Genomic DNA, 26,312 nt, shown 5'->3' with positions numbered 1-26,312 from the left:
TTAGTTTATAAACTAATCCATTGTTTTGATTTTAAAGTTTACAATTACATTTAGAACCGGTTTGATTCGAACCGCAGTCAGCTCCAGTTTTACAGTCCCAAACATACCTTTTTCCTGTCCCTACATATGGATGTGGGTTACCACTTGTCCCACAATATGTATCTGGACTGCAAAAAGTTCTACTACAATCACATAAAATAGCACCTAATAACATATCATTCTCCCCTCTTTTTATTCCAAATTATAACATGTTATAATTTGGAATAAAACAAAATTTGTAATTTTTAAAATTTTCATAAAAAGGAGGTGGACTATGCGGATTGAATATCTTTTAAAGTCTAGTAAGTTAGTATGGTCTGCAGCTAGAATAGAACTAATCTGTATTCTATTAATAAATATATTCCAAGGGATATTACCTTTATTTACGTTAATTATTACTCAAAAATTACTAAATACGATTCAACAATTATTTACTTCTAATGATAAAGTAATCTCCAATGTGATTATCTATTTGATTCTACAGCTTTTAATTAATTTAACCTCTACTATTCTAGATAAGTATAAGATAACGATAAATATAAAATTAGAGCAAAAAATAGACTATAAAATTAAAAAAATAGTTGCAAATAAAGTGTTAAAGGTAAAGTATCAATATTTTGAAGATAATAAGTTTTATGATCATCTCCAAAGAGTTCAGGGGGATATAGGAAATAAATTTTTAGATCCTATATTGAAAATTATAGAAATCACAAGAAATAGTATTACTTTAGTGTCCACCCTTATATTTTTGATACAATTTCATTGGCTGTTTCTTTTTTTAAGTATAATCTCAGCTATCCCGCTGTTTATTATGCAAAAGAAATTTGGAGAACAAAATTACTTTTTGATGAAATTCCAAACACCAAAAGCACGCGAACAAAATTATATCTTTTCATTATTAGTAAATCGCCAAGCGAATCGTGAATTACGTTTAAATCAAACACATGAATTTTTAATTCAAAAATGGTCTAAATCATTAAAAGCAAATAATAACGATATTTTAATGCAAGTTAATAGGCAGCAAAATAAATTAATCTTGTTTAATTCTATTAATCACATAATTAGTATGGGTACAGTAATTTTATTGCTATTTTTTATTTTTAGAAAATCAATAAAAATTGGAGATTTCGTCTCAATAAATAGTGCGGTACAAATTGCACAAATCTCAATAAATACCATAGCAACCATGCTTGCGGATATATATAAACAAAATTTGTTTATAACCGATTTGTACGAGCTACTAGGCTACGAGGACGAACAAGAAATTAGTATTACAAATGAACTACAACTGTTTCCAAAAGCACTACAGAAAGGAATACAGGTTAAAAATTTATCTTTTTCATACCCTGGAACAGAAAAAAAGGTAATAAAAAATATAAATTTTGATATTCTTCCGAACGAGAAGTTAGTGATTGTAGGAGAAAACGGATCTGGGAAATCTACCCTTATTAAATGCTTAATTGGAAGTTTTGAAGTTCCAAATAACACGATTTTTTTTGATGAAATAGATAAAAATAGATAAAAATAGAATAGAAAAGAAAAGTTTATATAGCAATATATCTGTTATATTTCAGGACTTTGTTAAATATGAATTAACTGCTAAAGAAAATATTTCAATAGGTTCCTGTGAGGTTTCCGAAGACACCATAATTTCTTCTTCTAAAATTGCAGAATCACATAGTTTAATATCGGAACTACCAAACAGTTATAATACTCAATTGGGAAGGCTATTTGGCAATAGTACAGATTTATCGGGTGGGCAATGGCAAAGAATAGCTATTGCAAGAGCATTGATTAAAACAGCACCGATACTTATTTTAGATGAACCTACATCTGCACTAGATCCTAATACCGAAGCACATCTATTTGAAAAATTCAAAGAAATATCAAATGGAAAAATCACAATCTTTATTTCTCATAGAATGTATGCATGCCATTTAGCTGACCGAATTATAGTCATGAAGGACGGGGACATAGTCGAAATGGGTACACACAATGAATTATTGAATCTACATGGTGAATATTTCAATTTATATAGTTCACAAAAAGAGAAGTATATAGACCCTAAAGAAGATACAGTAAAGGAGCAAATTTATGAACCTAATTATTAATATAACTTGCTTTATTTTTGGATATATTTTCATTACATCTAGTTTATATAAATTATTAAGATTCGAACAACACTACGCTATTGTATATTCCTATAATATAGTACCTGAATCCACAAATAGATTATTTGCATGGTTTGATAGCGTAGTAGAATTGGTAATTGGACTCTGTTTATTGATTGGATTGCTACTTAAAATCAACCTAATATTCGCAATGTTGTTGCTGCTAATGTATACAATAGCGATAACAATTAATCTATTTAGGGGTAGGACAAATATCGATTGTGGTTGTGGGGGAGTTGTTGGAAATGGGAAAATATCAAAGAAGTTGGTATTCCGAAATGTAATAATGATAATTAGTATTTTTATACTTTGGTTGAATTTTGATTATAAAGTATTTAGTTTTTCTTTTAATAACCAATTTCTATTTCTTCATTCCTATTTAATTTTGACAATCATTATATATTTAACTATAAAAATCATATATAGTTTCAAACTCAATATTAGAAACATAATAACAAAGGGGGAATAATATATGGATACATTTTTAATTGTGGGTTTTATTATTTTATGGATTGTTGTTATAGCTGAAGCTGGATTTATGCTTTACATTATTAAAAGCTTAAACGACTTTATAGAGGTAATTGAGTCAACTAATGATAAATAAGGGGGATACGATGAATAATTCAATAACCTTAATGGCTTTGATACTTTTATCAATTTTAGTAGTATTTCAAGGGGTGTTATTATTTAAATTTACCAACCAAATCAAATTTTTCGCTGGGGTAATTGCCACTTCATCTTATGTGAAATTTAGAAAGGAACTACAGATTGGACAGGCTGCACCACCATTTAAGTTAAAAGACCAATTTAAGCAAGAATTAAGAGTTGGGCCAAATTCCAATAGTAATACAATACTAATTTTTATTTCATCAGGATGTCCAACTTGCAAAAGATTTGTCGATTCAATTAGTTCTACCTACAACTTTGAATATGTCAAAATTTTCTTTATTAGTAATAAAGACTTAGATGATAGTTACATTTCAAAATTCAAAAAACATAACTTATCTTTCTCGGTATCTCCTGAAATTTTTCAGTTATATAACATAAGGTCCGCTCCGCAAGCAATTATAGTTAACAGTCGTGGGTACATAACCGATACTCTACAATTACAGACTTGGGAAGATTTAGCAAAACAAAAAATAGGATGATAGATAGGTGGGCATTTTATGAGTACATTACAAAAAATAGTCAACAATATTTCAAGGGTAATTGTAGGTAAAAACGAGTCGATTGAATTAGCGGCTATTGCCCTTATAGCAAAGGGACATATTTTATTAGAAGACGTTCCTGGAACGGGGAAAACATCTTTAGCTAAAAGTTTAGCTAAAAGTATTGATGCCGAATTTCAAAGAATTCAATTTACTGCTGATACCTTACCAGGTGATGTGATTGGGTTAGAATTTTTTGATGTCAAAGAATCAGAATTTAAAACGAGATTAGGGCCTATATTTACAAATATAGTATTGGTAGATGAAATAAATCGTGCTGTACCTAGAACTCAATCTTCGTTATTGGAAGTTATGGAAGAACGTACAGTTACTATAGCAAAAAGTACACACACTTTACCTGAACCTTTTTTAGTTATTGCAACGCAAAATCCACTTGAATCAGCAGGGACATTCCCTTTACCAGATGCCCAATTAGATCGTTTTTTATTAACTATACGTCAAGGGTATCCTACTAGAGAGGCTGAGAAAGAGATGATGCAGCGATTCCAAAGAAATGATCCTTTAGAAAACCTACATTCTGTCATTTCAAGCGAAGAAATTTTAGCTTTACAGCAACAAGCAAGAGAAGTTTTAATGGGGAATGACGTTCAAGAGTATCTTCTTGAAATTATTGAGGCGACACGTAAACACGAACTCATCGAAATTGGTGTCAGCCCACGGGGTACTCTAGCATTTATGAGGGCTGTTCAGGCTCGTGCATTATTAAAAGAAAGAGATTTTTGTACTCCTGATGATTTGCAAGCACTTGCAAAATCGGTATGTGCTCATCGATTAACTTTAACTATTGAAGGTGAAATGAAAACTACAAAAGAGGAACTAATAAATGAAATTCTCAATCGTCTTCATGTTCCGGTGGAGAATTCGTAATGAAACGGACATTTATTTACACTCCATTAGCTGAGCCACTTATGATAGGAGTTGTATCAGTAGCTGCCTTAGTGTTATGTATATTTTCAAGCAATCTATTGATTTTATCATTTGTATTCTTATATATTTTTTTAATACTTTTTGTCCATGTTTATGTACGTAAAATATCTCATGTGCATTGGGAGTATATTCAAGGTAGTCCAAATACTTTTATAGGAGAAAAAAATATTTGTTCAATTAAAATTTCAAATAATACTATACTACCTATATTTAATATAGTATTTCGATTTAAATGCGATAATAGACTAAGTTGGAAACATGACGCACTAAACAAAAATCAAAGTACAGGTTCAAATTACTATATGAAATTCAATATGAAGGGAGAGGAGATAAGAACATTTGACATTCAGGCCATAGCCTTGAAAAGAGGAATCGGGAAATGGGAAGAAGTTGAAATAGTAATTTCTGATCCATTTGGTCTCATTATGAGCCATCTAACGTATAGTCAAATTGATACACCTGTTTATTTGATTTTTCCTGCTGTACCTAATATCCAAGTACCAGAATTAAAAGAGTGGTCGCGTGGATTTCGAAAATCTCTATCTTCACCATTGTACGATGAAACGAATGTAATAGGGATAAAAAATTATGAAAATGAAGATTTCCGCTCTATACATTGGAGTGCAACGGCAAAAACAGGAATAATAACTGCAAAGAAATACGAACGAACACAATCTGATAAATATGCACTCTATTTAAATTTAATAAATAAGAACGGAGTGTCAATAAGAAAGGATGCAGAGGAACTAATAGAAATAACAGCTGGTATGTGTAAGCAACTTTTATTACAAGATTGTTCTTATGAATTATGGATAAATTCTGTAAATCACAATGGATTGCTACACATTAAATTAGGAAATAGCAGAAAGCAGTTCCAAAACACGCTAAAAGTACTTGCCTCCATTAAAGAACAGGATACTCCTGTATCTTCTTCTTATTTTTTTACGTCAGGTTTTCGTCGTAAGCAATTAGATGCTATTCCCTTAATTATCGGTACGTCTCCGAAAGCAAATAATCGAAGTGAAAAATGGGTTGTGATAAAAGAATAAGAAGGGATTTATGTCATGTTCAATAGTAAAAGGCATATACAGATTGGCTTGTGGTGTGCAAGATTTTTGATAATTATTTTTTTCTGGATGAGTGCGATTACTATGTCCACTAGTGTTGTACACATGCAAAAAGTGATTAAAGAACATTATTTTAAGAAATTACTCGAGAAAGAGTATAAAGAGACGATAAGGGAATTTGAAGAAACTGGCCTTCCTGAAACACCTATGGAGGATGTCAAACATATTGATACTGAGCAAAAGAAGCACATCAATCGAAAAATAAAAATAGCAGAAGAAAAAAACTTCTTGAATTCTATAATTTCACTATTTAGCAATACATGGATTACTGTAGTTTTTTATCTCATTTGTATTCTAATGATCGTTTATTTTATTTATAAATATGTTAGACAAAAAATCCGCCCAAAAAAGAACCAGCCCAAAACATATAATATAAGTAACCAAAAAATTAATACAGAAAAAAAGGGAGGGATTATTAATAAGCCATTATATCAACTTCCTACTGATCCGGTGCGAATAAAATTGATTGAATGGGAAAAAACCTTGCAATTACATGAAAAACGGCGTTCTCACGAGTCCATACAGCAATGGTTAAATAGAATTTCTAGAACCAATGATATTATCCCTATTTATGAATCCATCCGATATGGAAATAATCCTTCTTCAGAAATAGACGTAGAAAAAACAATACAGTGGATACAGAGAAATAAGTCAAATAATTAATAAAATCTTAGAGTTAATTTAACAGATAAAGACTATTATCTCTTAATAGTCTTTATCTGTTAAAAAAATTTGGATATTGTGTTGCTAAATAGGAAACTACAACAGTATTAGAAGTGGATATGAACCTAGATGATGAAATTTAATATCTGCTACCCATAATTAAACTACGAAATTGATGTGATTTATATTTTTAAGTTAACTAAAGATTAATATGGCTATTGAGTTCTATAAACTTAAAGAGATAGATATTGTTAGTGATGAAACCAAGCGCATCGTTTAAACTAGGATATATTACTCTGCGCTTGTTGTAATAGAAGTCCGTGAATCCATCCTATTCTTTTATATGTTTTTCTTTTGATAAAATCAAAAAAGTTTCTAAATACTTTAGAAAAAGCTATCCTTTTTTTGAAGTGAACCTGAATAGTGGTACATGAAAAAAACACCTCCTGAATTCGCATACTAAGTGAACTGACCCACGAATTTGGTACATGAAAAAAACACCTATGCTACCTGCTTCTTGTATTCTATAGGAGACAGGTAGTTTAACTTTTCTTGAATACGTTCCGTATTATAATACTCAATGTAATCGTGAATGGGTTGTTTGAGAGTAGAAGTTGAATGTATTTGTTTTTCTTGGGAATAAAACAATTCAGATTTCAATGAGGAACGAAAAGATTCTATTACGGCATTATCATGACAATTTCCTTTACGGGACATATTTGTGGTAATGCCATTTTTTTTAGATAACGTTTGGAAAGCGTAGGAGGTATACACGGCCCCTTGATCACTATGTAGTATAATTTGAGTCTTTTGTTACAGTTTTATCGCCTTCTCAACTGTTCTTAAGACGAGTGTTACGTCTTGTCTGTTACTTATTTCATATGCAATGATTTCATTGTTATATAAATCCATAATACTTGATAAATACAACATCTCTGTACCAAATAGCAAATATGTAATGTCTGTAACCCATTTTTCATTTGGCTTGTTAGCTTGAAAGTTTCTATTTAAGAGATTCTCTACAACAATTCTACTTTCTCCATTGATCCAGGTTCTTCTCTTTCTTTTAACCCTACATTGTAAATTTTTCTTTTGCATTATTTTTTGTACAGTTTTTCGATTTAGGTGATAATTATATTTTCGTTTCAATAAAGCAGTAACTTTTCGATGTCCATATCGAAAGTGATTTGTCATACAAATTGTCAAAATAGCCTGTTCTAATTTTGCTTTCTTTACATCTTTCACTTTATTTTTCCATCGATAATAAGTAGAACGAGGTATACCAATTAATATACATATCTCTTTAATGGAGTACTCATCTTTCATTAACTCCACTACTTCTACAACTACTTCTTTAACCAACTCCTCTCGATTTCTTGGTACTTTTTTAAAATATCTAGTTGCATTTTTAATCTCCGATTCTCTATCTGAAGCTTCTCGATTTTAGTTATACCTTCTTCACTAGCCTTTTGTAGCGTACTTTGTTTTCCTACAGGGCGACTAAAACGATACGTTTCACCTTCACGATGCCACTTCATCCAAGTTTTAATCTGTGCTTTATTTTTAATTCCTAATTGTTCCATAATTTCTTTATTTGTGTATTCTTGTTTTTTCAGCTCGATTGCTTTCCATTTAATTTCTTCTGAATAAGATTTTCTCGTTCCCGTAAAAGAAACACCTCTTATACCGTATTTAAATTTAATACGGTATAAGGGGTGTTTTTTCCTTGTCTTATTTCATTGGGGCACTTCAAAGTATGCAAATTCATTGGAGATGTTTTTCGTTTGAAGACAAGAGTTCATTACCCAGAAGAAACAAAGTGGAAAGTTATTGAAATGAAGAAAGACAGTTATTCAGATCGTGCAATTATGGAGAAACTCGGAATTAAAAATGTTTCCCAAATTAAGACATGGATGAAGTGGTATCGCACCGGTCAAACGTATCGTTTTCAATAATCTGTAGGAAAACAATATTCTTATGGAAAAGGGCCAAAAGAGTTAAATGAATTGGAACAGCTACGGTTAGAAAATAAACAGTTAAAAACTAAATTACTTATATGGGGAAAGTATCTGGAAATAGAAAGGAGTTGAACCCAGAAACTGTAGTTACTTTATGGAACGATTTAAGAACAAAACTAACGGTAAAAGAATTGTGTAATATATTAGAATTACCCCGTTCTACATTTTATCGTTGGTTACAACGAACCGAGGACCTGAGAGATGAAATAGAAGAGAAAATAAAGGATGTTTGTCACCAGCATAAATTTCGATATGGATATCGAAGAGTGACCGCTACTCTCCGAAAAATGGGGCTGTGTGTGAATCATAAAAAAGTATTACGAATTATGAGACAGAATCATATTCCCTCAAAAGTTCGTCGGAAGAAAAAGAAATATATCAATGGTGCGGAACCAGTGGTAGCCCCTCATCGATTGGAACGCCAATTTGATGCATCCGCACAAAAGCAAAAGAGGTTTACGGATGTGACGTATCTATTATTAGGAGAGCGTACCTTGTATTTATCAACGATTATGGATGCCTTTAATGGTGAAATTATTAGTTATGTCATCAGTGAGTCTCAAGCGCTGACATTAGCGATGAAAACATTGAAACAAGCAATGAGAGGGCGAAAAGTAAAAGATGTCCTTCTTCACTCGGATCAAGGAAATATTTATACAGCAAAAGAATTTCAAGCGTATGCCAAAGAAAACGGCATTATCACCAGCATGTCCCGGAGAGGAAATTTCCATGATAATGCCATCATGGAAAGCGTCTTTGGTCATTTAAAAAGTGAAACTTTCTATTCACAAAAGATAACAAAAGTATCTAACACAACTGTGTGAAAGATTGTGCTAGAATACATTCATTACTACAAATGTGTGCGAATTCAACACCTATCCCCTAAAGAATTTAGGGAACAAGTGGTTTAGGTGTTTTAAGTGGTGTCCCGCTTTCAGGGGTCACTTCATTTAAAGGATAATTTTTTTCTTGAACGAATAATTATTCAAAAGAATGTCGCATCTTTCTGTTCATATTTCTGCTATAATATATAACGCTTTATAATATTTTATATTTAAGGAGAACAACTCATGAAGCGAAAAAAGAGCCATTTAATGGTAATGGCACTTGTTACATCTTTATTATTAACAGCTTGTAATAATAAGGAAAATAAAAGTGATAAAGAGGCAAAAAAACAAGTATTAAATGTAACAGTATCAGAAGAAATTCCTTCTCTTGATACAGCGAAAACGATGGATGGTACGTCAGCGCACGTTATGCAGAACATATTTGAAGGGTTGTATGTATTAGATGATCAAGATCAGCCGATTCCAGCAGTAGCAAAATCGTTTAAAAGAAGTGAAGATGGTAAAAAATATACATTTGATTTGCGTAAAGATGCAAAATGGTCAAATGGAGACAGTGTGACAGCAAATGATTTTATGTTTGCATGGAAACGTGCAATTAATCCTGAAACAGCGTCTCAATATGCGTATATGCTTTTTTACGTGAAAAATGCAAAAGAGATAAATAAGGGAACAGTGCCTCTTGCTGAACTTGGGGTTAAAGTTATAAATGATTATAAATTGGAAGTGGAACTTGAACAGCCAATCCCGTATTTTTTACAGTTGTTAGCGCTACCTATTTACTTACCGCAGCATGAATCATTTTTGAAAGAACAAGGCAAGAATTATGCATTGGAACCTAGTAATCTCATATATAATGGGCCATTTGTATTAGAGAAATGGAAGCATGAACAAGAGTTTCAATTAAAGAAAAATGCTACATATTGGGATGAAAAGAAAGTGAAATTAGACGAGATAAACTTTCAAATTGTAAAGGATACAATGACCGCTGTTAATTTATACGAAGCTGGTAATTTGGACCGGGTGCCTATTAATTCTCAATTTGTAGACAAGTATAAAGGGGATAAGGAGTTACATATGTCGAGCGAACCTGCAATTGCTATGCTACGTTTTAATGAAAAAAATAGTGCGTTAGCAAATAAGAAAGTGCGACAGGCTATTTCATTCGCGTTAAATAAAGAGGATTTCGTTGCTCATTTTATTAATAACGGAGCAAAACCTGCAACTGGGCTAGTACCAGTTGGGCATATCAATGAAGAAACGGGAAAAGATTTTAGGGAAGAAAACGGAAACCTTTCTTTATATGATGTACAAAGTGCGAAAAAAATTTGGGAAGAAGCGAAAAAAGAGCTTGGAGTAGAACAAGTAAACCTCGAGTTTTTAACGTTTGAACAAGATAACGCAAAACGTATGGCAGAATATATAAAAGGTGATTTAGAAAAGAATTTACAAGGATTAACGATACAAATTAAACAACAGCCATTTAAGCAAAAATTACAGTTAGAACAAACAGGTGATTACGATATAACTATGGCAAATTGGGGACCCGACTATAAAGACCCAATTAGTTATTTAGAACTATTTACGACTGGTAATCAAAATAATAAAATGAATTATTCTAACCGTCACTACGATGAATTAATAAAGAAAGCGAAAAGCGATCTAGTATTAGATCAGAAGAAAAGATGGGAAGCATTGCAAGAGGCCGAGCGTATTCTATTAGGGGATGCTGCGGTCGCACCGCTTTATCAAATGGGCTCAGCTTACGTACAAAAGGATTATGTAAGAGGAATTGAAAAGCATCAATTTGGTGGTATTTATACTTATAAGAATGCTTATATTGCAAATGAATAAATACAAAAAACCTTACTTTTTTGAAGTAAGGTTTTTTTACACATGTATTCTATTAAAACGATTTTAATAAAGAATAAAAATTCGTATCATAGGGAATGTCATCTTGATACATATAATTTTTTAGAACGCCTTCTTTTTCAAAGCCTAATTTTAATAGTACTTTATTGGAAGCTTCATTTTCAAGAAATACAATTGCTCCGATCCGCTTTAAATGAATCGTATGGAAACCGTATGATATAACCTCAGAAACAGCTTCAGTCGCATATCCTTGTCCCCAGTGTTCAGGCAAAAAGGCATAACTTATATTGGCTCGTTTATGCTCAGAAGACCAATCGTGAAAACCAATGGTACCGATGAGTTCTTTCTTGTCTTTTAATTCGATTCCCCATTTTATACCGCTTCTTGCATTGTAACTCAGTTTAAAATTATGAATAATTTGTTTCACTTGATCAATATCTTGTAACGGTTTTTGGCCATAATAGCGCAGTACGTCAGTATTAGAGAAGCATTGTAGTATACCTGGTGCATCTTCTTCGGTAAGTTCTCGTAAAATGAGTCGTTCAGTTTTCAATATAGGAAACATACTTTCACTCCATTTCTTTTGAAACTAGAATGTATTGTTATTATATAATCTAGTCTGAAAATAAAGATTATTCAAGAGGGGAGTATAGTTTTGATTTGTGATAAAATTGATTGTGGAATATATTTCAAAAAGAGGTTTATATATGGAGAAAAATTCAATTTTAATTGTAGATGATGATCAAGATATTGTTAGATTTATGAACGTGAATTTAATACAAGAAGGTTTTAAAGTTTTTAGTGCTCATAACGGAGAAGAGGCTTTAGAAATAATAAATAATAACAGTATTCAACTTGCTATTTTGGATATTATGATGCCACAAATGGATGGGATAGAATTGTGTAGAAGAATTAGAGAGAAACATAGTTTGCCAATTATGTTTTTAAGTGCAAAATCATCGGACGTAGATAAAGTCGTTGGATTTAGTACGGGAGCAGATGATTATATTGTGAAGCCGTTCAGTACAATTGAATTAATTGCAAGAGTGAAGGCTCAATTAAGAAGGTATACATATTTCAATCAAAATGCTGTCCAAGTAATAGAAAAGAAAATAAATATTAGAGGTTTAGAAATAGATGAAGTGTCTAGAACAGTAATGTTATATGGAGAAACAATCAATCTTACGAAAACTGAATATGATATTTTGTATTTAATGGCAGCTGCAAAGAATCGTGTATTTACTATTGAAGAAATATATGAGAGCGTTTGGAAAGAAAGGGCTTATGAAAGCAATAATACAGTAATGGTTCATATCGCAAGATTAAGAAATAAAATTGAAGAGAATCCAAAAGAACCGAAGTTTATTCAAAATGTTTGGGGAGTCGGATATAAAATTGAAGATTAAATCATTACAAGGCATTAGAGCTAAGTTTTTTATCGCATTCATATGTAGCATCTTGTTAGCGACTGTAAGTATAATAGTGTTTCAAATTTTGGTTGGAAATATATATAGTCAGGTTAATGTTTTAGAGGAAAAATATTCATTTTTATATTTTATAGTTTTTTTGATTTTTACTACAACATACTTTGCATTCATGACAAAAACGCTGATGAAAAGGTTGTCTCAAATTAACAAGAACGTGAAAGAAATAAGTGAAGGTAATTTTGAAATACATATACCTATTTCGAAAAGCGATGAGATTGGTGAACTAGCGGCAAATGTTAATAGAATGGCGAAAAGCTTAAAAGAGTCTATCGAGAATGAAAAAAAATCACAGGAAATGAAAAATGAAATGATTAGTAATATTTCTCATGATTTACGAACGCCAGTAACATCTTTAATCGGTTATGCGGACTTATTAGGAAATAAGCTGCATGCAAATGGAGAAGAATGTGAACAGTATGTAAGCATATTAAAGCGAAAAAGTTATGAATTAAAAAATCAAGTAGATGAATTATTAGAATACTGTCAAATAAATTATAGAGAGATTGAATTACATAAAAGTGTAGTAAATATGAAAGCGTTAATGGAACAAATTATGATTGATTTTGTACCACAACTAGATGATGCCGATATGAGCTTTTGTATGAAAGGTGGTAAGGAGTTACATGTGGAAATGGATGTAGCACTTATGGTGAGGTTATTCGAAAATGTAATTAGTAATAGTATTATGTACGGGAAAGACGGAAAGGAGATTGTAATTCAAATTTCTAAAAGAGACATGAATGTTGAAATAAAAATTAAAAATTTTGGGCAATGTATTCCGGATGAGAACCTGCCTTATGTTTTTGAGAAGTTTTATCGTGGTGAAAAATCACGCAGCTCTCATACAGGTGGAAAAGGAATGGGACTTGCAATTGCGAGAAGTATAGCAGAGCTTCATAAAGGGGATATCGCTGTGCGCAGTAACGATAAAGAAACAGTTTTTACTATCGTTTTACCGCAGTATAAAGAAATGTAAGAAAGTCGTAAGTATTTCTTACGTATGTTGTAATTTTCAATTCGTATCATGTAGAACAAAGATATGAGAGTGGGGATATAACATGTGGAAGAAATATGTGTTGGTAATTTTAGTTGCTTTTTTACTTACAAGTTGGAGTGTAATTTATTTAGTTAATGGTATTATATCAGTCGTTTTTTGGTGGAGTATACAAGCCTTTAGCTTCATATCAAGCTTTATTTTGATAGGGTCAGTATTACTATTTGTGTGGAAAGGCATTTTCAGAAAGCGAATAGATAGAACGCTACTCTTCATTGTGCTTTTTTCTATAATTGGAGCTTGGCCCTTAGGATGGTTCGCTAACATAGGCGGACTTGCTTACCCGGCAGATGTACATTCTACGAGCCCTAAAGTAGTCGTGCGCTTTCCTTTAAATGAACGAGCATTAATAGGTTGGGGTGGTGATCGTTTAGAAACGAACTATCACGTTATCAAACCAAATGAGCGCTGGGCATATGATATTCTCATTCCTCCTGCTGAAGTGAAAAGTAGTAAGTTGGATGATTATGGAATATATGGAGCGAAAGTAATGGCACCAGCTACTGGAACAGTTGTATCCATCAATAATGATGAAAAAGATGTAGATCCTGGATCGGATGATTTTCAATCAATGGCGGGTAATCATATTTATTTACGACTAGATGAATCAGGGACATATTTAATTCTTGCCCATTTAAAGCAAGGATCCATTAAAGTTAAAGAAGGACAACATGTAAATGAAGGAGAATTTCTTGCTCAGGTCGGTAACTCAGGAAGTTCAAGTGAGCCACATTTACATATTCATCATCAAAGGCAGGATCCATCCAAGGTAAGCATATTTCTTTCGGAGGGATTACCACTTTACTTTCGAACTGAGAAGGGTGTGATAATGCCGGAAAAAGGAGAATATATAAAAAGACATTAGGGGGAAACGCTGATGTGGGAGAAATATTATATCGAAACTGATAGAGGGAAATTTGAGTATTTTCAAAAGGGAGAAGGAAAACCACTTTGTATAACACATTTATACAGTGAGTTTAATAGTAATGGTAATTTATTTGCTTCTGCATTTACGAATCATTACACAGTGTATCTTATAAACTTAAGAGGATGCGGAAATTCTACACATGACACCACCAAATATAATTTGGGAATGGTAGATGCAGTACGTGATTTAGAAGCGATACGTGAGGCGTTGGATTTTAAAGATTGGACATATGCAGGTCATTCAACAGGTGGAATGCTAGCTTTACAATATGCGATAATGTGTCCAGAGAGGCTTGTAAAAATTATAGCTGGCGGATTATGTGCATCAGCTGAGTATATGAATCACAAAAATAGTATTTATTGTAGAGATAATGATCAAAATTCTCGTTTAAGAGAAATATTTGCAGTGCTCAGGGACGTAGCTTCTACAATTGATGAGAGGCGTGCCGTAAATAAAGAGTGGACAATGATGTCTTTATATAATGAATCAGCGTATGATGAAATGATTGCTAGACCGAACAGCGGTAAAACAGTATCAAAGCGTCTTGATTATTTTTCTTATAAGGAGTTACCTACATTTGATTTACGTTTACAATTAGAGAATGTAAATATACCAGCCCATATTTACGCTGGAATTTATGATGCACAGTGTCCGTATGAATTTGCAGTGGAAGTAGCGGAGCTTATGCCAAATGCGATAATGTCGACATTTGAATACAGTAATCATTTTCCATTTATTGAGGAGGAAGAAGAGTTTATAAAATTTGTTGAAAGCACGGTCTGTCATGTAAATGGATGATGAAAATCTATAATTTAAAAAGAAGAAGGCTGTCTTCAACACAAATTTGAGACAGCCTTCTTCTTTCATTACCCTACAAATGTTTGATACAGTAAGAAAATATTTAAAATGATAACAAGTACAGCAATGATCCAAGCGATAAAGGTAGTTATGCGGTGGTTAACGAGTGCACCCATAATTTTTTTACTACTTGTAAACATAATAAGTGGTACTAATGCAAAGGCAATACCGAATGATAAGACGACTTGACTCATGACTAGAGCGTAAGTTGGATTTACACCTAAAGCGATAATAACTAATGGTGGAATCATTGTAATAAATCGGCGTAAGTATAACGGAATATGCATTCGAATGAAACCTTGCATAATAATATCACCTGACATTGTACCGACAGAAGAGCTAGATAGTCCTGCTGATAAGAGACCAATTCCAAATAAAGCAGCTGATACAGGACCGACTAAGTTGCTAAACTGGTTAAAAGCGACATCAAGATCTTCGACATGCAAGCCGTTTTTAAAGAATAGTGCAGCAGCAACAATTAACATACTTGCATTAATTGCTCCTGCGATAACCATTGCGATAATGATATCTATAAATTCGAATCGGAAAATCTTTTTCTTTTGTTCATCATTTGTTCCGACTACGCGGCGCTGCGTTAAGGCGGAATGTAAATAGATTGCATGTGGCATAACTGTCGCACCTAAAATTCCGGCTGCAAGTAATATACTGTCTACACCTTGGAATTTTGGAATAAATAGTCCTGAAAGTAAAGGGCTTAATTCCGGTTTTGCATAAAAGACTTGTACACCAAAAGCGATAACAACGATAAAAATCATTCCTGTTATAATCGCTTCTAATGGACGGAAGCCTCTACGTTGAAATTCAAGAATAATAAATGATCCAGCAGCTGTAATTAAAGCAGCTGGTAACATTGGAATTCCAAATAATAAATACAATCCGAGTGCTGCCCCGATAAATTCAGCTAAATCAGTCGCCATAATAACGAGTTCACCTTGTATCCATAAGCCGATGGAAACAGGTTTTGGGAAGTTTTCTCGAGCAATTTCAGGAAGGTTTCTACCTGTAGCGATTCCTAATTTAGCTGATAAAGTTTGGATTAATACAGCCATTAAATTAGAAGCGAGAATTACCCAGAGTAATAAATATCCATATTGTGATCCAGCGGCAATATTTGTCGCGAAATTGCCAGGATCAATATAAGCGACTGAAGCGATGAAAGCAGGACCTAAGAATGGTAATAGTCTTTTTAAGCCTTTCGTTTGTCCGCTTAATGCTAAATGCGCTGATTGAACAGTTGTACTTTGAGAAGGGACATGTTCATCTTTTGATATATCTTTATTCATAGTAGTTTTCCCCTTTGAAATGTTAACTTGATGAAATTATTGTAAGTATTCTTATTCTTTATTTCAATACATTTAAATGTACTAGGTTATATTTTTTATTTGAACACAAATGTTTCCTTAGTGCAAATTATATGCCTTTATACAATGAATGGTGTGGTGTTATTAAAAATTGGGAGTTTATGGTGTGATGAGGCGGGGAAACATAATGAATTAAAGGGCTGTTTTTGAAATTTATGTGAACATAAAGCCGATAATACAGCATATTAATTGATGGAATTGCATTTGTATGATATATAATATATTGGGATTACAACATAACCACAGTGTTTTGGTGTGTAATCTTGTTTTTTATTTTTGTTAACTGATAGAAAATAGTATAAAGAGAAGGAAATGGGATTCATTTTCTTATTATATATGTTTTGATATGAACGTTAACTTATACATGATTTTAAAAATTAGATAGGTGGTAGAAATACATTGGCAACTACAAAACCATACAGAGTATTACTATATTACATGTACACAACAATTGAAAACCCAGAAGAATTCGCGGCAGAGCATTTAGCATTTTGTAATTCACTTGAATTAAAAGGAAGAATTCTTGTAGCAAAAGAAGGTATTAACGGAACTTGTTCTGGTACTGTAGAACAAACAGAGAAATACATGGAAGCAATGAACAATGATCCACGTTTTGACGGTATCGTATTTAAAATAGATGAAGCTGATGGTCATGCATTCAAGAAAATGCACGTGCGTCCTCGTCCAGAGTTAGTTACACTTCGTCTAGAAGATGATATTAATCCACACGAAATAACTGGGAAGTATTTAGAGCCAAAAGATTTTTATGAAGCAATGAAACAAGAAGATACAGTTATCATTGATGCGCGAAATGATTATGAATTTGATTTAGGTCACTTTAAAGGTGCGATTAAACCTGATATCGAATCATTCCGTGAATTACCAGATTGGATTCGTGAAAATAAAGAAGTACTTGAAGGTAAAAAGATTTTAACGTACTGTACAGGCGGAATTCGTTGTGAGAAGTTCTCTGGTTGGTTAGTTCGTGAAGGCTATGAAGATGTAAGTCAGCTTCACGGCGGTATTGTAACGTACGGAAAAGACCCAGAAGTACAAGGTGAGCTTTGGGATGGACAATGTTACGTGTTCGATGAGCGTATCGCTGTACCAGTAAACCAAAAAGAACATGTTATCGTTGGTAAAGACCACTTTACAGGTGAACCTTGTGAGCGCTATGTAAACTGTGCAAATCCAGAATGTAACAAGAAAATTTTATGTTCTGAAGAAAACGAGGTGAAATATTTACGTGCATGTTCTCACGAATGCCGTGTAAGCCCACGTAACCGCTACGTAATACAACATGAATTAACGGAAGAACAAGTAGCTGCTGCATTAGAGAAAATCGAAGCAGGGAAGTAAGAGGGAAAAGGCTAATCTAAATTTTTGGATTAGCCTTTTTTATATTTGATTTTTTGGCGTTTTTTGTCGGTAAGTCGATATATTTAAATAATCGCTGATATATTTTGAGTTGCGCCGATATAATTTGAAAATCGCTGATATATTTCGAGTTGCGCCGATATAATTTGAAAATCGCTGATAAAAATTTCAATTACTGTAGCGTACCACATACTTCAATGTAAAAATACTCTTCTTTACTTCTTATCATCTTTCTCTCTCACAGCAGAAAGTACAGTTTGTTTTACCCATGCTTTTCTTCGTTTATGTTGTAGACTCCATTGGTATAAACTTTGCGCACCTAAAATAAGTGAAATGACTATGCCGCTAATTGCTATTAACAGCGCGAAAAATTCAAGTGGTGATGATATTTTGTTTGAATCGGTGTTTCTTAACAGATCAATCATAGTAAACCCTAACATTTGGCCTACTACAGAGTAGAGCGTTAAAATTAATAGTAAAAGGCTATCTTTTTTTGAAGCAACATTTTCTTGATATTTAAACAAACTATCAAGATTTTGTTTTGCATTCGAGTATAGTATCTCGATGTTAAAAAGCTTTCTTAAGCGGAAGAAAATATCTTCACTCTGTGATTGGGATACTAGCTCTAAAGAAAAGTAATTCGCTGTAAACGAATTGATTGAATAAATTAATTTCTCTATTTCATTTGTATCTTGTTCAATGTTTAATTCAGCATAAGCGTTTGCCATTTTCAATAAAACAATTTTATGAAATAGATTTAATAATAAAGCGTAATAAAACTCCCCATACATTTGACTCGCAAGTTTAGTAAATTCGCGTTCCCCTTCATTTGTTACACATGTGAATATATGTTCTTCCATTATGAAATAGCGATTCGGAGCCCATCTTTGGTAAGCGTGTTGTTTTAAATAATCATGAATATAAGGCAGATTATTTGCACTCACATATGCCTTGCCATCACTTGTTAACCCGGAAAGACTAGAAGTACGATAAACATCCACTTCATTCAGTTCCATATCTTCTTTTATAGATAATAAAGTTTGTACGTACATTCGCTGATCTTCAAAGAAAGGAAAGGTTTGAAAGTAAGAACTTCTTAATCTCTTCTTCTCAAAGAAATCTGTTATGCCATGAAATAAATAACCAAAAATGAATCTTTCCACTTGGGAATACTTCTTTCCATTGCATTCAATACAAATAGTCTCGTTTGTATCATTTTTAGTTTCAAGTACACGGAAACGGGCCGCAAATTCAATTGCTTCTGATAATGTCATGTTTGGAGCGGTTTCTACTTCTGTCCGAATTGTTAAGAAGCCAAGCTCATAAGGACAAAGTGTTACGTCAATAGAATGAATGTTGAATGGAACAGAAATAAGATTTGTTGTTAAATGTCCAGTTAAGTTAAGATCTTTAGAATAGCGTTGCAATCCTTTTTGATGCTCTGAGTGAGGAAAGAGAATTTTATTGGTAAATGAAAGGTAGTATGCTTCCATATTTTGATGTGAAACTTGAAACTTTCCGTAGTATGTATTTTCATTTTCAAGATGATCGAGTCGAAAAGGGTGAAAATCATTTTTCTGTAAGAAAGGGAACATATTTTGTTCATATCCAGTTTTAAAAGAAAACGGGAATATAAATTGAAATATAGCTGTTGTTACATCTTTTTCCTCGATTGTATGTATTGCCTCCATTTACATTGTTTCCTTTCCAAATATGCTATAAAAACAACATGCCCAAATTCATTTGAAAATAACCACTGTTTTATACTTGATTAAGAATGAAAATTCAGCTTATTTAGTAGGGGATATGTATAATGTTATGTATACTGAATGTTATAAAATTGTATTTTGAAAAGGGGGATGTTGTATGCGTATTTTAGTATTAGGAGCTGGTGGCGTTGGAGGCTTTTTTGGAGGTCGCTTAGTAGAAAAGGGAGAAGAGGTTACGTTTCTTGTTCGCAGTAAAAGGAAAAAACAATTGGAGGAAAGAGGACTTGTAATCCGCAGTGTTAATGGGGATTTTTCCTTTCAACCGAAATTAATAACGAAAGAAGATCAAACTGCTCCATTTGATGTGATTCTATTTTCAACAAAAGCGTATCACTTAAACGAGGCAATTCAAGATTTGAAGCCGTTTGTAGGTGAAAGTACTGTAATCATTCCGTTGCTAAATGGTATTGCTCATGTATCGCTATTACAAAAGGAATTCGGTGAGGAAAAAGTAATTGGTGGTTTATGCTTTATCGAGACGACGTTAAACGATCAAGGAGAAATTGTACAAACTAGCGCTGCAAATAGACTTATGTTTGGAGAAATGAAGTCTCAAGATTCAGAGAGAATAAAGCATATTGCTAAAGCATTTGCAGGTACGAAATCTAGTTTTGTTTTAAGTGAAAGTATTACACAAGATATGTGGCATAAATATTTATTTATTACTGTAATGTCAGGTGTGACAACATTAATGCGTGCCCCAATAGGACCAATCCGTGAAAGTGAAGGTGGACACGATTTTATCCGAAACTTATTTGAAGAATGTGTGCAAATTATGAGATATATTGGGGCACCAGTTAAGGATGATATTACCGAGGAACATATGAAAACGATTGATAAAATTTCGTATGATATGAAGTCATCGATGCAGCGTGATATGGAAAAAGGTTCGTCTATTGAAGGGAAGCACTTACAAGGATACTTACTAAATGTAGCGGAACAATTTTCTATAGAAGCACCATTGTTAAGAGCAGTATATCAAAATTTGAAAGTGTATGAAGAAATGACCTTTAACAGATCAGCAATAGAATTGGATGTATGAAAAAATAAAAAAGAAAGCAATATATAAGTATATTGCTTTCTTTTTTTATGACAAATTATTTGTTTCTTTTCGTTCTATCTGTCAAATTTATTTCCTGTTCACGTTTCCCATATAACTGATTAATTTCATTTGCTAATGCATCTAAATAGGAATCGGAAAAAATAGGCTTCTTTTCTTTAGACATATAGATCTCCTTTATTGATTTTTTAGTATTCATTATGTATATTTACCAGCGGATTATGCGCAATCATTTTAATTTTTTCTTTTTAAAAATTTTTGTTTACATTTTGAAAATAAAGGAGTATTATAATCCACAGTTTCAATTTTCTAAATCGCTGAAACCGCATGGTACGGGGGACCCGTTCTTATGGATTAGTTCTTAATCCAATGGGGTGAATCCTTGAAAAAGGTAGGGCTACTCATAGGCCCGAATCCGACAGCTAACCTCGTAAGCGTTATATTGAGAAGGAAGGTGGAGCTTGTGCGACAAAAAAAATAATGTCTACAAGTCTATTTCGTTATGGCTTGTAGACATTTTTTGTTTTCTGAAGAAATCGTTTATCCGCTATAACTAGCAGAAAAGTTCGTACAAAATTATTGGAGAGTGGACAGCAGTGGTTTCATCTATTAAAAGATTTTTAATTGGAAGACCGTTAAAATCAACAGAGCTTGGAGAACAGAAGCTTAATAAAACGAAAGCTTTAGCTATTTTATCTTCTGACGCATTGTCATCAGTTGCTTACGGTCCAGAGCAAATTTTAATTGCGTTAGCAGGTGTTGGAGCAATAGCTTATTGGTATTCCATTCCGATCGCTGTTGGGGTATTAGTATTATTGACGGCCCTTATTTTATCTTATCGTCAAATTATTTTTGCTTATCCGCATGGCGGGGGCGCGTATGTTGTATCAAAAGAAAATTTAGGAATGAATCCAGGCTTAATTGCTGGAGGATCTTTATTAGTTGACTATATTTTAACTGTTGCAGTAAGTGTGTCTGCAGGTACAGATGCGCTCACATCTGCTTTTCCTAGTTTACATGCACATAATGTAATCATTGCGATTATATTTGTTATATTTATTACCATCTTAAATTTAAGAGGTGTAACGGAATCAGCTTCCGTTTTAGCATATCCTGTTTATTTATTCGTTTTGGCACTATTTATATTAATTGGTGTAGGGATATACAATATTTTAACGGGGCACGTTTCGCAGGCTTTACACACGCCGATTGGAACACCAGTTGCAGGGATTAGTTTATTTTTATTACTAAGAGCATTTGCATCAGGTAGTTCTGCTTTAACAGGTGTTGAAGCAATTTCAAATGCAATTCCGAACTTTAAAGATCCTGCGCCAAACAATGCAGCGAAAACATTGCTTGCAATGGGTGCATTACTTGCAGTTTTATTTTCAGGAATTGTGTTCTTAGCTTATTATTACGGAATTTCTCCAAGTAAAGAAGTAACAGTTGTTTCACAAATTGCTGAACAAACATTTGGACGTAATTTCATGTACTATTTCATACAAGGTACAACAGCTTTAATATTAATCCTTGCTGCTAACACAGGATATTCTGCGTTTCCGTTATTAGCAGTAAACCTTGCAAAAGATAAGTTTATACCAAGAATGTTTACGATTAGAGGAGACCGCCTAGGTTACTCAAATGGAATTATTATACTTGGAATCGCATCGATTATTTTAATTGTAGCTTTCCAAGGGCAAACAGAGCATTTAATTCCGTTATATGCAGTAGGTGTATTTATTCCATTTACCCTTTCTCAAAGTGGTATGGTATTAAAATGGCTTCGTGAAAAACCGGAAGGATGGGCTTTACGATTAACGGTCAATTTAATTGGTGCAGTCATTAGTTTTATCGTAATGAGTATGTTCTTTTTAACTAAATTTGCACAAGTTTGGTCAATCCTTATTTTCTTACCTGTAATTATCTTCTTATTCCACCGAATTAAGAAGCATTATGATGCAGTAGGAGACCAACTAAGTTTAAAAACTTGTGAACGGATTGTTCCGATTGAAGGAAATGTAATTGTCGTTCCAGTAGCTGGTATGACACATGTGGTAGAAAACTCATTGAACTATGCAAAGTCTCTTTCAGCAGATCAAGTTATTGCTGTATATGTCGCTTTTGACAGGGAAGAGGAAAAGAAATTTGAAGAGAAATGGAAGAAGTGGCAACCTGAAGTAAGGCTTGTTACTTTACATTCTCATTATAGAAGTATTATTCAACCGCTAACAAAGTTCATTGATACAGTACAGTATAAAGCGAGTGAATCAAATTACCGAGTTACGGTCGTTATACCACAATTCATTCCGAAAAAAGGTTGGCATAACATTCTTCATAATCAGTCTAGTTTACTCATTCGTGCGTATTTACTCTATAAAAGAAATGTTGTTATTACAACAGTACCATATCATTTGAAAAAATAAGAAGGTTTTTTAAGGATAGCTTTACGAAAGTGAAGCTATCCTTTTTGTGTATACGCTATGCATAATTGCATATGAATCTGAAAGATATATTGATATAATTTTTACATCTGTGAGTAAGTAGAGGTTTTTGTTGTGATATATGGATATTTCAATTGAAAAAGTAAAGTGGATTATATTTTAAAATAAAGACATGAAAGCTTGAAAATAAAGGGAATAAAAATACTTCTTTACGTTATATAAATAGCTGTGTTTAAATGACCTTACAGTACAAAATTTATATGAAAGCAAAACGGAATTTCATATTTGTGTATGTGAATTAGTTTAAAATGAATAATATTTTTATGTAATATATTCACTGTATCAATGTGGGAAATAAGATGAAATAGAAAATTTATGCAATGTTATTCATACTAACCACATATGAAAAGTTTTATAACGATAAGTAAGTACTGTAGCAATAAAATTTGGGAGAGATGGTTCGTGTGTGAATCGCGGTGAGAACGTTCTCTATTTTAACCATCTCAAACTATGTGCAAGAAAATAGAATAATAAAATGCGATAGTAATAGTTACTAATACATAGGAGGAGTTAAAGTGAAAAAGACTTTAATTACAGGGTTATTGGTTACAGCAGTATCTACGAGTTGTTTTATTCCTGTAAGCGCTTACGCTAAGGAGGGGCAAACAGAAGTGAAAACAGTATATGCACAAAATGTAATTGCTCCAAATACATTATCGAATTCAATTAGAATGTTAGGATCACAATCACCACTTATACAAGCATATGGATTAGTTATTTTACAACAGCCAGACATTAAGGTGAACGCGATGAGTAGTTTGACGAATCATCAAAAATTTGCAAAGGCAAATGTAAGAGAGTGGATTGATGAATATAATCCGAAGTTAATCGACTTAAATCAAGAGATGATGAGGTATAGTACTAGATTTAATAGCTATTATAGTAAGCTCTATGAACTAGCAGAAAACGTAAATGAAAATGAACAGGCAAAAGCCGATTTTACAGGCGCATATGGAAAATTACAATTGCAAGTACAAAGCATCCAAGAGAGTATGGAGCAAGATTTATTAGAACTAAATCGATTTAAAACAGTATTAGACAAAGATAGTAATAACTTATCCATAAAGGCTGATGAAGCAATAAAAACACTACAAGGATCAAGTGGAGATATTGTGAAGTTAAGAGAAGATATTAAAAGAATTCAAGGGGAAATTCAAGCTGAACTAACGACTATATTGAATAGACCTCAAGAAATTATTAAAGGTTCTATTAATATCGGTAAACAAGTATTTACAATTACAAATCAAACTGCACAAACGAAAACAATTGATTTCGTTTCTATCGGTACTTTAAGTAATGAAATTGTAAATGCTGCCGATAGTCAAACGAGGGAAGCAGCTCTTCGCATTCAGCAAAAGCAAAAAGAGCTACTACCACTTATTCAAAAGTTATCACAAACTGAAGCAGAGGCAACACAAATTACATTCGTTGAAGATCAAGTAAGTAGCTTTACAGAACTAATTGATCGTCAAATTACAACTTTAGAAACGTTGTTAACGGATTGGAAAGTTTTAAACAATAATATGATCCAAATTCAAAAAAATGTTGAAGAAGGCACATATACAGATAGTAGTTTACTACAAAAACATTTCAACCAAATTAAAAAAGTAAGTGATGAAATGAATAAACAAACGAATCAATTTGAAGATTACGTTACAAACGTTGAAGTACATTAAAAATAAGTAACGATATAGGGAGAGAAGAAAAATGACAAAAAAACCTTATAAAGTAATGGCTCTATCAGCACTTATGGCAGTATTTGCAGCAGGAAACATGATGCCAGCTCATACGTATGCAGCTGAAAGTACAGTGAAACAAGCTCCAGTTCATGCGGTAGCAAAAGCTTATAATGACTATGAGGAATACTCATTAGGACCAGAAGGCCTAAAAGATGCAATGGAAAGAACAGGTTCAAACGCTTTAGTAATGGATCTGTACGCTTTAACAATTATTAAACAAGGTAATGTTAACTTTGGAAATGTATCGTCTGTTGATGCTGCTTTAAAAGGAAAAGTGATTCAGCACCAGGATACAGCTAGAGGAAATGCGAAGCAATGGTTAGATGTATTGAAGCCACAGCTTATTTCAACAAATCAAAATATCATTAATTACAATACGAAATTCCAAAACTATTATGATACTTTAGTTGCTGCGGTTGATGCAAAAGATAAAGCGACGCTTACGAAAGGGTTAACTAGATTATCAAGTAGTATTAATGAAAATAAAGCGCAAGTAGATCAGTTAGTAGAAGACTTAAAGAAATTCCGAAATAAAATGACGTCGGATACGCAAAACTTTAAGGGTGATGCAAATCAAATTACATCTATTTTAGCTAGTCAAGACGCTGGAATTCCGCTATTGCAAAATCAAATTACAACGTACAATGAAGCAATTAGTAAATATAATGCAATTATTATCGGTTCATCAGTTGCGACAGCTCTAGGGCCAATTGCAATTATCGGTGGTGCAGTAGTTATTGCTACAGGTGCAGGAACGCCGTTAGGAGTGGCGTTAATTGCAGGTGGTACAGCAGCTGTAGGCGGTGGTACAGCTGGAATCGTATTAGCAAAAAAGGAGCTTGATAATGCACAAGCTGAAATTCAAAAAATAACAGGACAAGTTACAACTGCTCAATTAGAGGTAGCAGGATTAACAAACATTAAAACACAAACGGAGTATTTAACAAATACAATTGATACTGCAATTACAGCGTTGCAAAACATTTCAAACCAATGGTACACAATGGGGTCAAAATACAATTCTTTACTTCAAAATGTAGATTCAATTAGTCCGAATGACCTTGTTTTTATTAAAGAAGATTTAAACATTGCGAAAGATAGCTGGAAAAACATTAAAGACTATGCAGAAAAGATTTATGCTGAAGACATTAAAGTAGTAGACACAAAAAAAGCATAATCGAATACGAATCGTTAGAGCGTTAAGTGTTGATGAATGATTTGAAGCTCCTGTTCAGTTGTGAGCAGGAGCTTTTGATATCCTTATAA

The 26,312-nt window shown here is 32.9% G+C and carries 23 protein-coding genes, 2 pseudogenes and 1 riboswitch; of the genes and pseudogenes, 19 read left to right on the top strand and 6 right to left on the bottom strand.

The window, feature by feature from the left end:
- Positions 1-31: 31 nt before the first annotated feature.
- A complete protein-coding gene (locus ACTFNE_RS13955) occupies positions 32-214 on the bottom strand; it encodes a hypothetical protein (protein ID WP_046197696.1) in 183 nt (60 codons plus the stop codon).
- A 99-nt stretch (positions 215-313) separates the two neighbouring features.
- On the opposite strand from ACTFNE_RS13955, the gene ACTFNE_RS13950 reads away from it, so the two are divergent.
- The 8 genes from ACTFNE_RS13950 (at position 314) to ACTFNE_RS13915 (ending at position 6,156) form a co-directional block, all read left to right on the top strand.
- Positions 314-1,561, top strand: coding sequence for an ABC transporter ATP-binding protein (locus ACTFNE_RS13950; RefSeq protein WP_270704754.1), 1,248 nt, complete (start codon positions 314-316; stop codon positions 1,559-1,561).
- Complete coding sequence (locus ACTFNE_RS13945; protein WP_333563681.1) at positions 1,548-2,150, top strand: ATP-binding cassette domain-containing protein; 603 nt, start codon at positions 1,548-1,550, stop codon at positions 2,148-2,150. The genes ACTFNE_RS13950 and ACTFNE_RS13945 overlap by 14 nt, the downstream gene beginning before the upstream one ends.
- Positions 2,134-2,679, top strand: coding sequence for a MauE/DoxX family redox-associated membrane protein (locus ACTFNE_RS13940; RefSeq protein ID WP_046197694.1), 546 nt, complete (start codon positions 2,134-2,136; stop codon positions 2,677-2,679). The genes ACTFNE_RS13945 and ACTFNE_RS13940 overlap by 17 nt, the downstream gene beginning before the upstream one ends.
- 3 nt (positions 2,680-2,682) lie before the next feature.
- Positions 2,683-2,814, top strand: coding sequence for a hypothetical protein (locus ACTFNE_RS13935; protein WP_002052178.1), 132 nt, complete (start codon positions 2,683-2,685; stop codon positions 2,812-2,814).
- Positions 2,815-2,824: 10 nt separating this feature from the next.
- Complete coding sequence (locus ACTFNE_RS13930; protein ID WP_046197693.1) at positions 2,825-3,358, top strand: TlpA family protein disulfide reductase; 534 nt, start codon at positions 2,825-2,827, stop codon at positions 3,356-3,358.
- A gap of 18 nt (positions 3,359-3,376) precedes the next feature.
- Positions 3,377-4,306 carry an AAA family ATPase gene (locus tag ACTFNE_RS13925; protein ID WP_046197692.1) on the top strand — a complete coding sequence of 310 codons (930 nt, stop codon included), beginning with the start codon at positions 3,377-3,379 and terminating at the stop codon, positions 4,304-4,306.
- A complete protein-coding gene (locus ACTFNE_RS13920) occupies positions 4,306-5,415 on the top strand; it encodes a DUF58 domain-containing protein (RefSeq protein ID WP_046197691.1) in 1,110 nt (369 codons plus the stop codon). The genes ACTFNE_RS13925 and ACTFNE_RS13920 overlap by 1 nt, the downstream gene beginning before the upstream one ends.
- A 123-nt stretch (positions 5,416-5,538) precedes the next feature.
- On the top strand, positions 5,539-6,156 hold the full coding sequence (locus ACTFNE_RS13915) for a hypothetical protein (RefSeq protein ID WP_439998108.1): 618 nt from the start codon (positions 5,539-5,541) through the stop codon (positions 6,154-6,156).
- Positions 6,157-6,657: 501 nt separating this feature from the next.
- On the opposite strand, the pseudogene ACTFNE_RS13910 reads toward ACTFNE_RS13915, so the two are convergent.
- Positions 6,658-7,841, bottom strand: a pseudogene (locus ACTFNE_RS13910) (IS3 family transposase).
- Between the two features lie 99 nt (positions 7,842-7,940).
- Here ACTFNE_RS13910 and ACTFNE_RS13905 point away from each other — a divergent pair.
- Both ACTFNE_RS13905 and ACTFNE_RS13900 read left to right on the top strand, forming a co-directional pair.
- Positions 7,941-9,085 (top strand): annotated as a pseudogene (locus ACTFNE_RS13905) (IS3 family transposase).
- Between the two features lie 159 nt (positions 9,086-9,244).
- Positions 9,245-10,873 carry a peptide ABC transporter substrate-binding protein gene (locus ACTFNE_RS13900; RefSeq protein WP_270704752.1) on the top strand — a complete coding sequence of 543 codons (1,629 nt, stop codon included), beginning with the start codon at positions 9,245-9,247 and terminating at the stop codon, positions 10,871-10,873.
- A 52-nt stretch (positions 10,874-10,925) separates the two neighbouring features.
- On the opposite strand, the gene ACTFNE_RS13895 is transcribed toward ACTFNE_RS13900, so the two are convergent.
- Complete coding sequence (locus tag ACTFNE_RS13895; RefSeq protein ID WP_046197686.1) at positions 10,926-11,456, bottom strand: GNAT family N-acetyltransferase; 531 nt, start codon at positions 11,454-11,456, stop codon at positions 10,926-10,928.
- 142 nt (positions 11,457-11,598) lie between these two features.
- On the opposite strand from ACTFNE_RS13895, the gene ACTFNE_RS13890 reads away from it, so the two are divergent.
- The 4 genes from ACTFNE_RS13890 (at position 11,599) to ACTFNE_RS13875 (ending at position 15,158) form a co-directional block, all read left to right on the top strand.
- A complete protein-coding gene (locus ACTFNE_RS13890; RefSeq protein WP_000414532.1) occupies positions 11,599-12,297 on the top strand; it encodes a response regulator transcription factor in 699 nt (232 codons plus the stop codon).
- Positions 12,287-13,354 (top strand): sensor histidine kinase, encoded by a 1,068-nt coding sequence (locus ACTFNE_RS13885; protein WP_270704750.1) that lies wholly within the window; start codon positions 12,287-12,289, stop codon positions 13,352-13,354. The genes ACTFNE_RS13890 and ACTFNE_RS13885 overlap by 11 nt, the downstream gene beginning before the upstream one ends.
- A gap of 82 nt (positions 13,355-13,436) precedes the next feature.
- Positions 13,437-14,297 (top strand): M23 family metallopeptidase, encoded by an 861-nt coding sequence (locus tag ACTFNE_RS13880; RefSeq protein ID WP_270704749.1) that lies wholly within the window; start codon positions 13,437-13,439, stop codon positions 14,295-14,297.
- Between the two features lie 12 nt (positions 14,298-14,309).
- Positions 14,310-15,158, top strand: a complete 849-nt coding sequence (locus ACTFNE_RS13875; RefSeq protein ID WP_270704748.1) for an alpha/beta fold hydrolase — start codon at positions 14,310-14,312, stop codon at positions 15,156-15,158.
- 68 nt (positions 15,159-15,226) lie between these two features.
- On the opposite strand, the gene ACTFNE_RS13870 is transcribed toward ACTFNE_RS13875, so the two are convergent.
- Positions 15,227-16,522, bottom strand: a complete 1,296-nt coding sequence (locus ACTFNE_RS13870) for an Nramp family divalent metal transporter (RefSeq protein WP_074542865.1) — start codon at positions 16,520-16,522, stop codon at positions 15,227-15,229.
- Between the two features lie 477 nt (positions 16,523-16,999).
- Here ACTFNE_RS13870 and trhO point away from each other — a divergent pair, with 477 nt between their 5' ends.
- The gene (gene trhO / locus ACTFNE_RS13865; RefSeq protein ID WP_046197681.1) at positions 17,000-17,959 is read left to right on the top strand and encodes an oxygen-dependent tRNA uridine(34) hydroxylase TrhO; all 960 of its coding nucleotides are present in this window, start codon (positions 17,000-17,002) and stop codon (positions 17,957-17,959) included.
- Between the two features lie 233 nt (positions 17,960-18,192).
- On the opposite strand, the gene ACTFNE_RS13860 is transcribed toward trhO, so the two are convergent.
- The gene (locus ACTFNE_RS13860) at positions 18,193-19,668 is read right to left on the bottom strand and encodes a hypothetical protein (protein WP_046197680.1); all 1,476 of its coding nucleotides are present in this window, start codon (positions 19,666-19,668) and stop codon (positions 18,193-18,195) included.
- Positions 19,669-19,843: 175 nt separating this feature from the next.
- Between ACTFNE_RS13860 and panE the strand changes: the two genes are divergently transcribed.
- Positions 19,844-20,788, top strand: coding sequence for a 2-dehydropantoate 2-reductase (gene panE / locus ACTFNE_RS13855; protein WP_046197679.1), 945 nt, complete (start codon positions 19,844-19,846; stop codon positions 20,786-20,788).
- A 55-nt stretch (positions 20,789-20,843) separates the two neighbouring features.
- Here the strand turns inward: panE and ACTFNE_RS13850 are convergent, their stop codons facing one another.
- On the bottom strand, positions 20,844-20,972 hold the full coding sequence (locus ACTFNE_RS13850) for a hypothetical protein (RefSeq protein WP_000031869.1): 129 nt from the start codon (positions 20,970-20,972) through the stop codon (positions 20,844-20,846).
- A gap of 139 nt (positions 20,973-21,111) precedes the next feature.
- Positions 21,112-21,258, top strand: a riboswitch (cyclic di-AMP (ydaO/yuaA leader).
- Between the two features lie 144 nt (positions 21,259-21,402).
- On the opposite strand from ACTFNE_RS13850, the gene ACTFNE_RS13845 reads away from it, so the two are divergent.
- The 3 genes from ACTFNE_RS13845 (at position 21,403) to nheB (ending at position 26,223) form a co-directional block, all read left to right on the top strand.
- Positions 21,403-23,229 (top strand): APC family permease, encoded by a 1,827-nt coding sequence (locus tag ACTFNE_RS13845; protein ID WP_000254902.1) that lies wholly within the window; start codon positions 21,403-21,405, stop codon positions 23,227-23,229.
- Between the two features lie 593 nt (positions 23,230-23,822).
- Positions 23,823-24,983 (top strand): non-hemolytic enterotoxin NHE subunit A, encoded by a 1,161-nt coding sequence (nheA, locus tag ACTFNE_RS13840; protein WP_000751840.1) that lies wholly within the window; start codon positions 23,823-23,825, stop codon positions 24,981-24,983.
- Positions 24,984-25,014: 31 nt separating this feature from the next.
- On the top strand, positions 25,015-26,223 hold the full coding sequence (nheB, locus tag ACTFNE_RS13835) for a non-hemolytic enterotoxin NHE subunit B (RefSeq protein ID WP_000162993.1): 1,209 nt from the start codon (positions 25,015-25,017) through the stop codon (positions 26,221-26,223).
- The last annotated feature ends 89 nt before the right edge of the window (positions 26,224-26,312 follow it).

The organism is Bacillus cereus group sp. MYBKT111-2 (assembly GCF_051915205.1).
GTDB lineage: Bacteria > Bacillota > Bacilli > Bacillales > Bacillaceae_G > Bacillus_A > Bacillus_A paranthracis.
The sequence above is the reverse complement of the archived record's forward strand: the minus strand, read 5'-3'. Positions and strand labels throughout refer to the sequence as shown.

Excerpts from the sequence above, each read along its gene's own strand:
- ACTFNE_RS13955 (WP_046197696.1), bottom strand. The coding sequence starts at position 214 with ATGTTATTAGGTGCTATTTTATGTGATTGTAGTAGAACTTTTTGCAGT.
- ACTFNE_RS13950 (WP_270704754.1), top strand. The coding sequence starts at position 314 with ATGCGGATTGAATATCTTTTAAAGTCTAGTAAGTTAGTATGGTCTGCA.
- ACTFNE_RS13940 (WP_046197694.1), top strand. The coding sequence starts at position 2,134 with ATGAACCTAATTATTAATATAACTTGCTTTATTTTTGGATATATTTTC.
- ACTFNE_RS13935 (WP_002052178.1), top strand. The coding sequence starts at position 2,683 with ATGGATACATTTTTAATTGTGGGTTTTATTATTTTATGGATTGTTGTT.
- ACTFNE_RS13930 (WP_046197693.1), top strand. The coding sequence starts at position 2,825 with ATGAATAATTCAATAACCTTAATGGCTTTGATACTTTTATCAATTTTA.
- ACTFNE_RS13925 (WP_046197692.1), top strand. The coding sequence starts at position 3,377 with ATGAGTACATTACAAAAAATAGTCAACAATATTTCAAGGGTAATTGTA.
- ACTFNE_RS13920 (WP_046197691.1), top strand. The coding sequence starts at position 4,306 with ATGAAACGGACATTTATTTACACTCCATTAGCTGAGCCACTTATGATA.
- ACTFNE_RS13915 (WP_439998108.1), top strand. The coding sequence starts at position 5,539 with ATGCAAAAAGTGATTAAAGAACATTATTTTAAGAAATTACTCGAGAAA.
- ACTFNE_RS13900 (WP_270704752.1), top strand. The coding sequence starts at position 9,245 with ATGAAGCGAAAAAAGAGCCATTTAATGGTAATGGCACTTGTTACATCT.
- ACTFNE_RS13895 (WP_046197686.1), bottom strand. The coding sequence starts at position 11,456 with ATGTTTCCTATATTGAAAACTGAACGACTCATTTTACGAGAACTTACC.
- ACTFNE_RS13890 (WP_000414532.1), top strand. The coding sequence starts at position 11,599 with ATGGAGAAAAATTCAATTTTAATTGTAGATGATGATCAAGATATTGTT.
- ACTFNE_RS13880 (WP_270704749.1), top strand. The coding sequence starts at position 13,437 with ATGTGGAAGAAATATGTGTTGGTAATTTTAGTTGCTTTTTTACTTACA.
- ACTFNE_RS13875 (WP_270704748.1), top strand. The coding sequence starts at position 14,310 with ATGTGGGAGAAATATTATATCGAAACTGATAGAGGGAAATTTGAGTAT.
- ACTFNE_RS13870 (WP_074542865.1), bottom strand. The coding sequence starts at position 16,522 with ATGAATAAAGATATATCAAAAGATGAACATGTCCCTTCTCAAAGTACA.
- ACTFNE_RS13860 (WP_046197680.1), bottom strand. The coding sequence starts at position 19,668 with ATGGAGGCAATACATACAATCGAGGAAAAAGATGTAACAACAGCTATA.
- panE (WP_046197679.1), top strand. The coding sequence starts at position 19,844 with ATGCGTATTTTAGTATTAGGAGCTGGTGGCGTTGGAGGCTTTTTTGGA.
- ACTFNE_RS13850 (WP_000031869.1), bottom strand. The coding sequence starts at position 20,972 with ATGTCTAAAGAAAAGAAGCCTATTTTTTCCGATTCCTATTTAGATGCA.
- nheB (WP_000162993.1), top strand. The coding sequence starts at position 25,015 with ATGACAAAAAAACCTTATAAAGTAATGGCTCTATCAGCACTTATGGCA.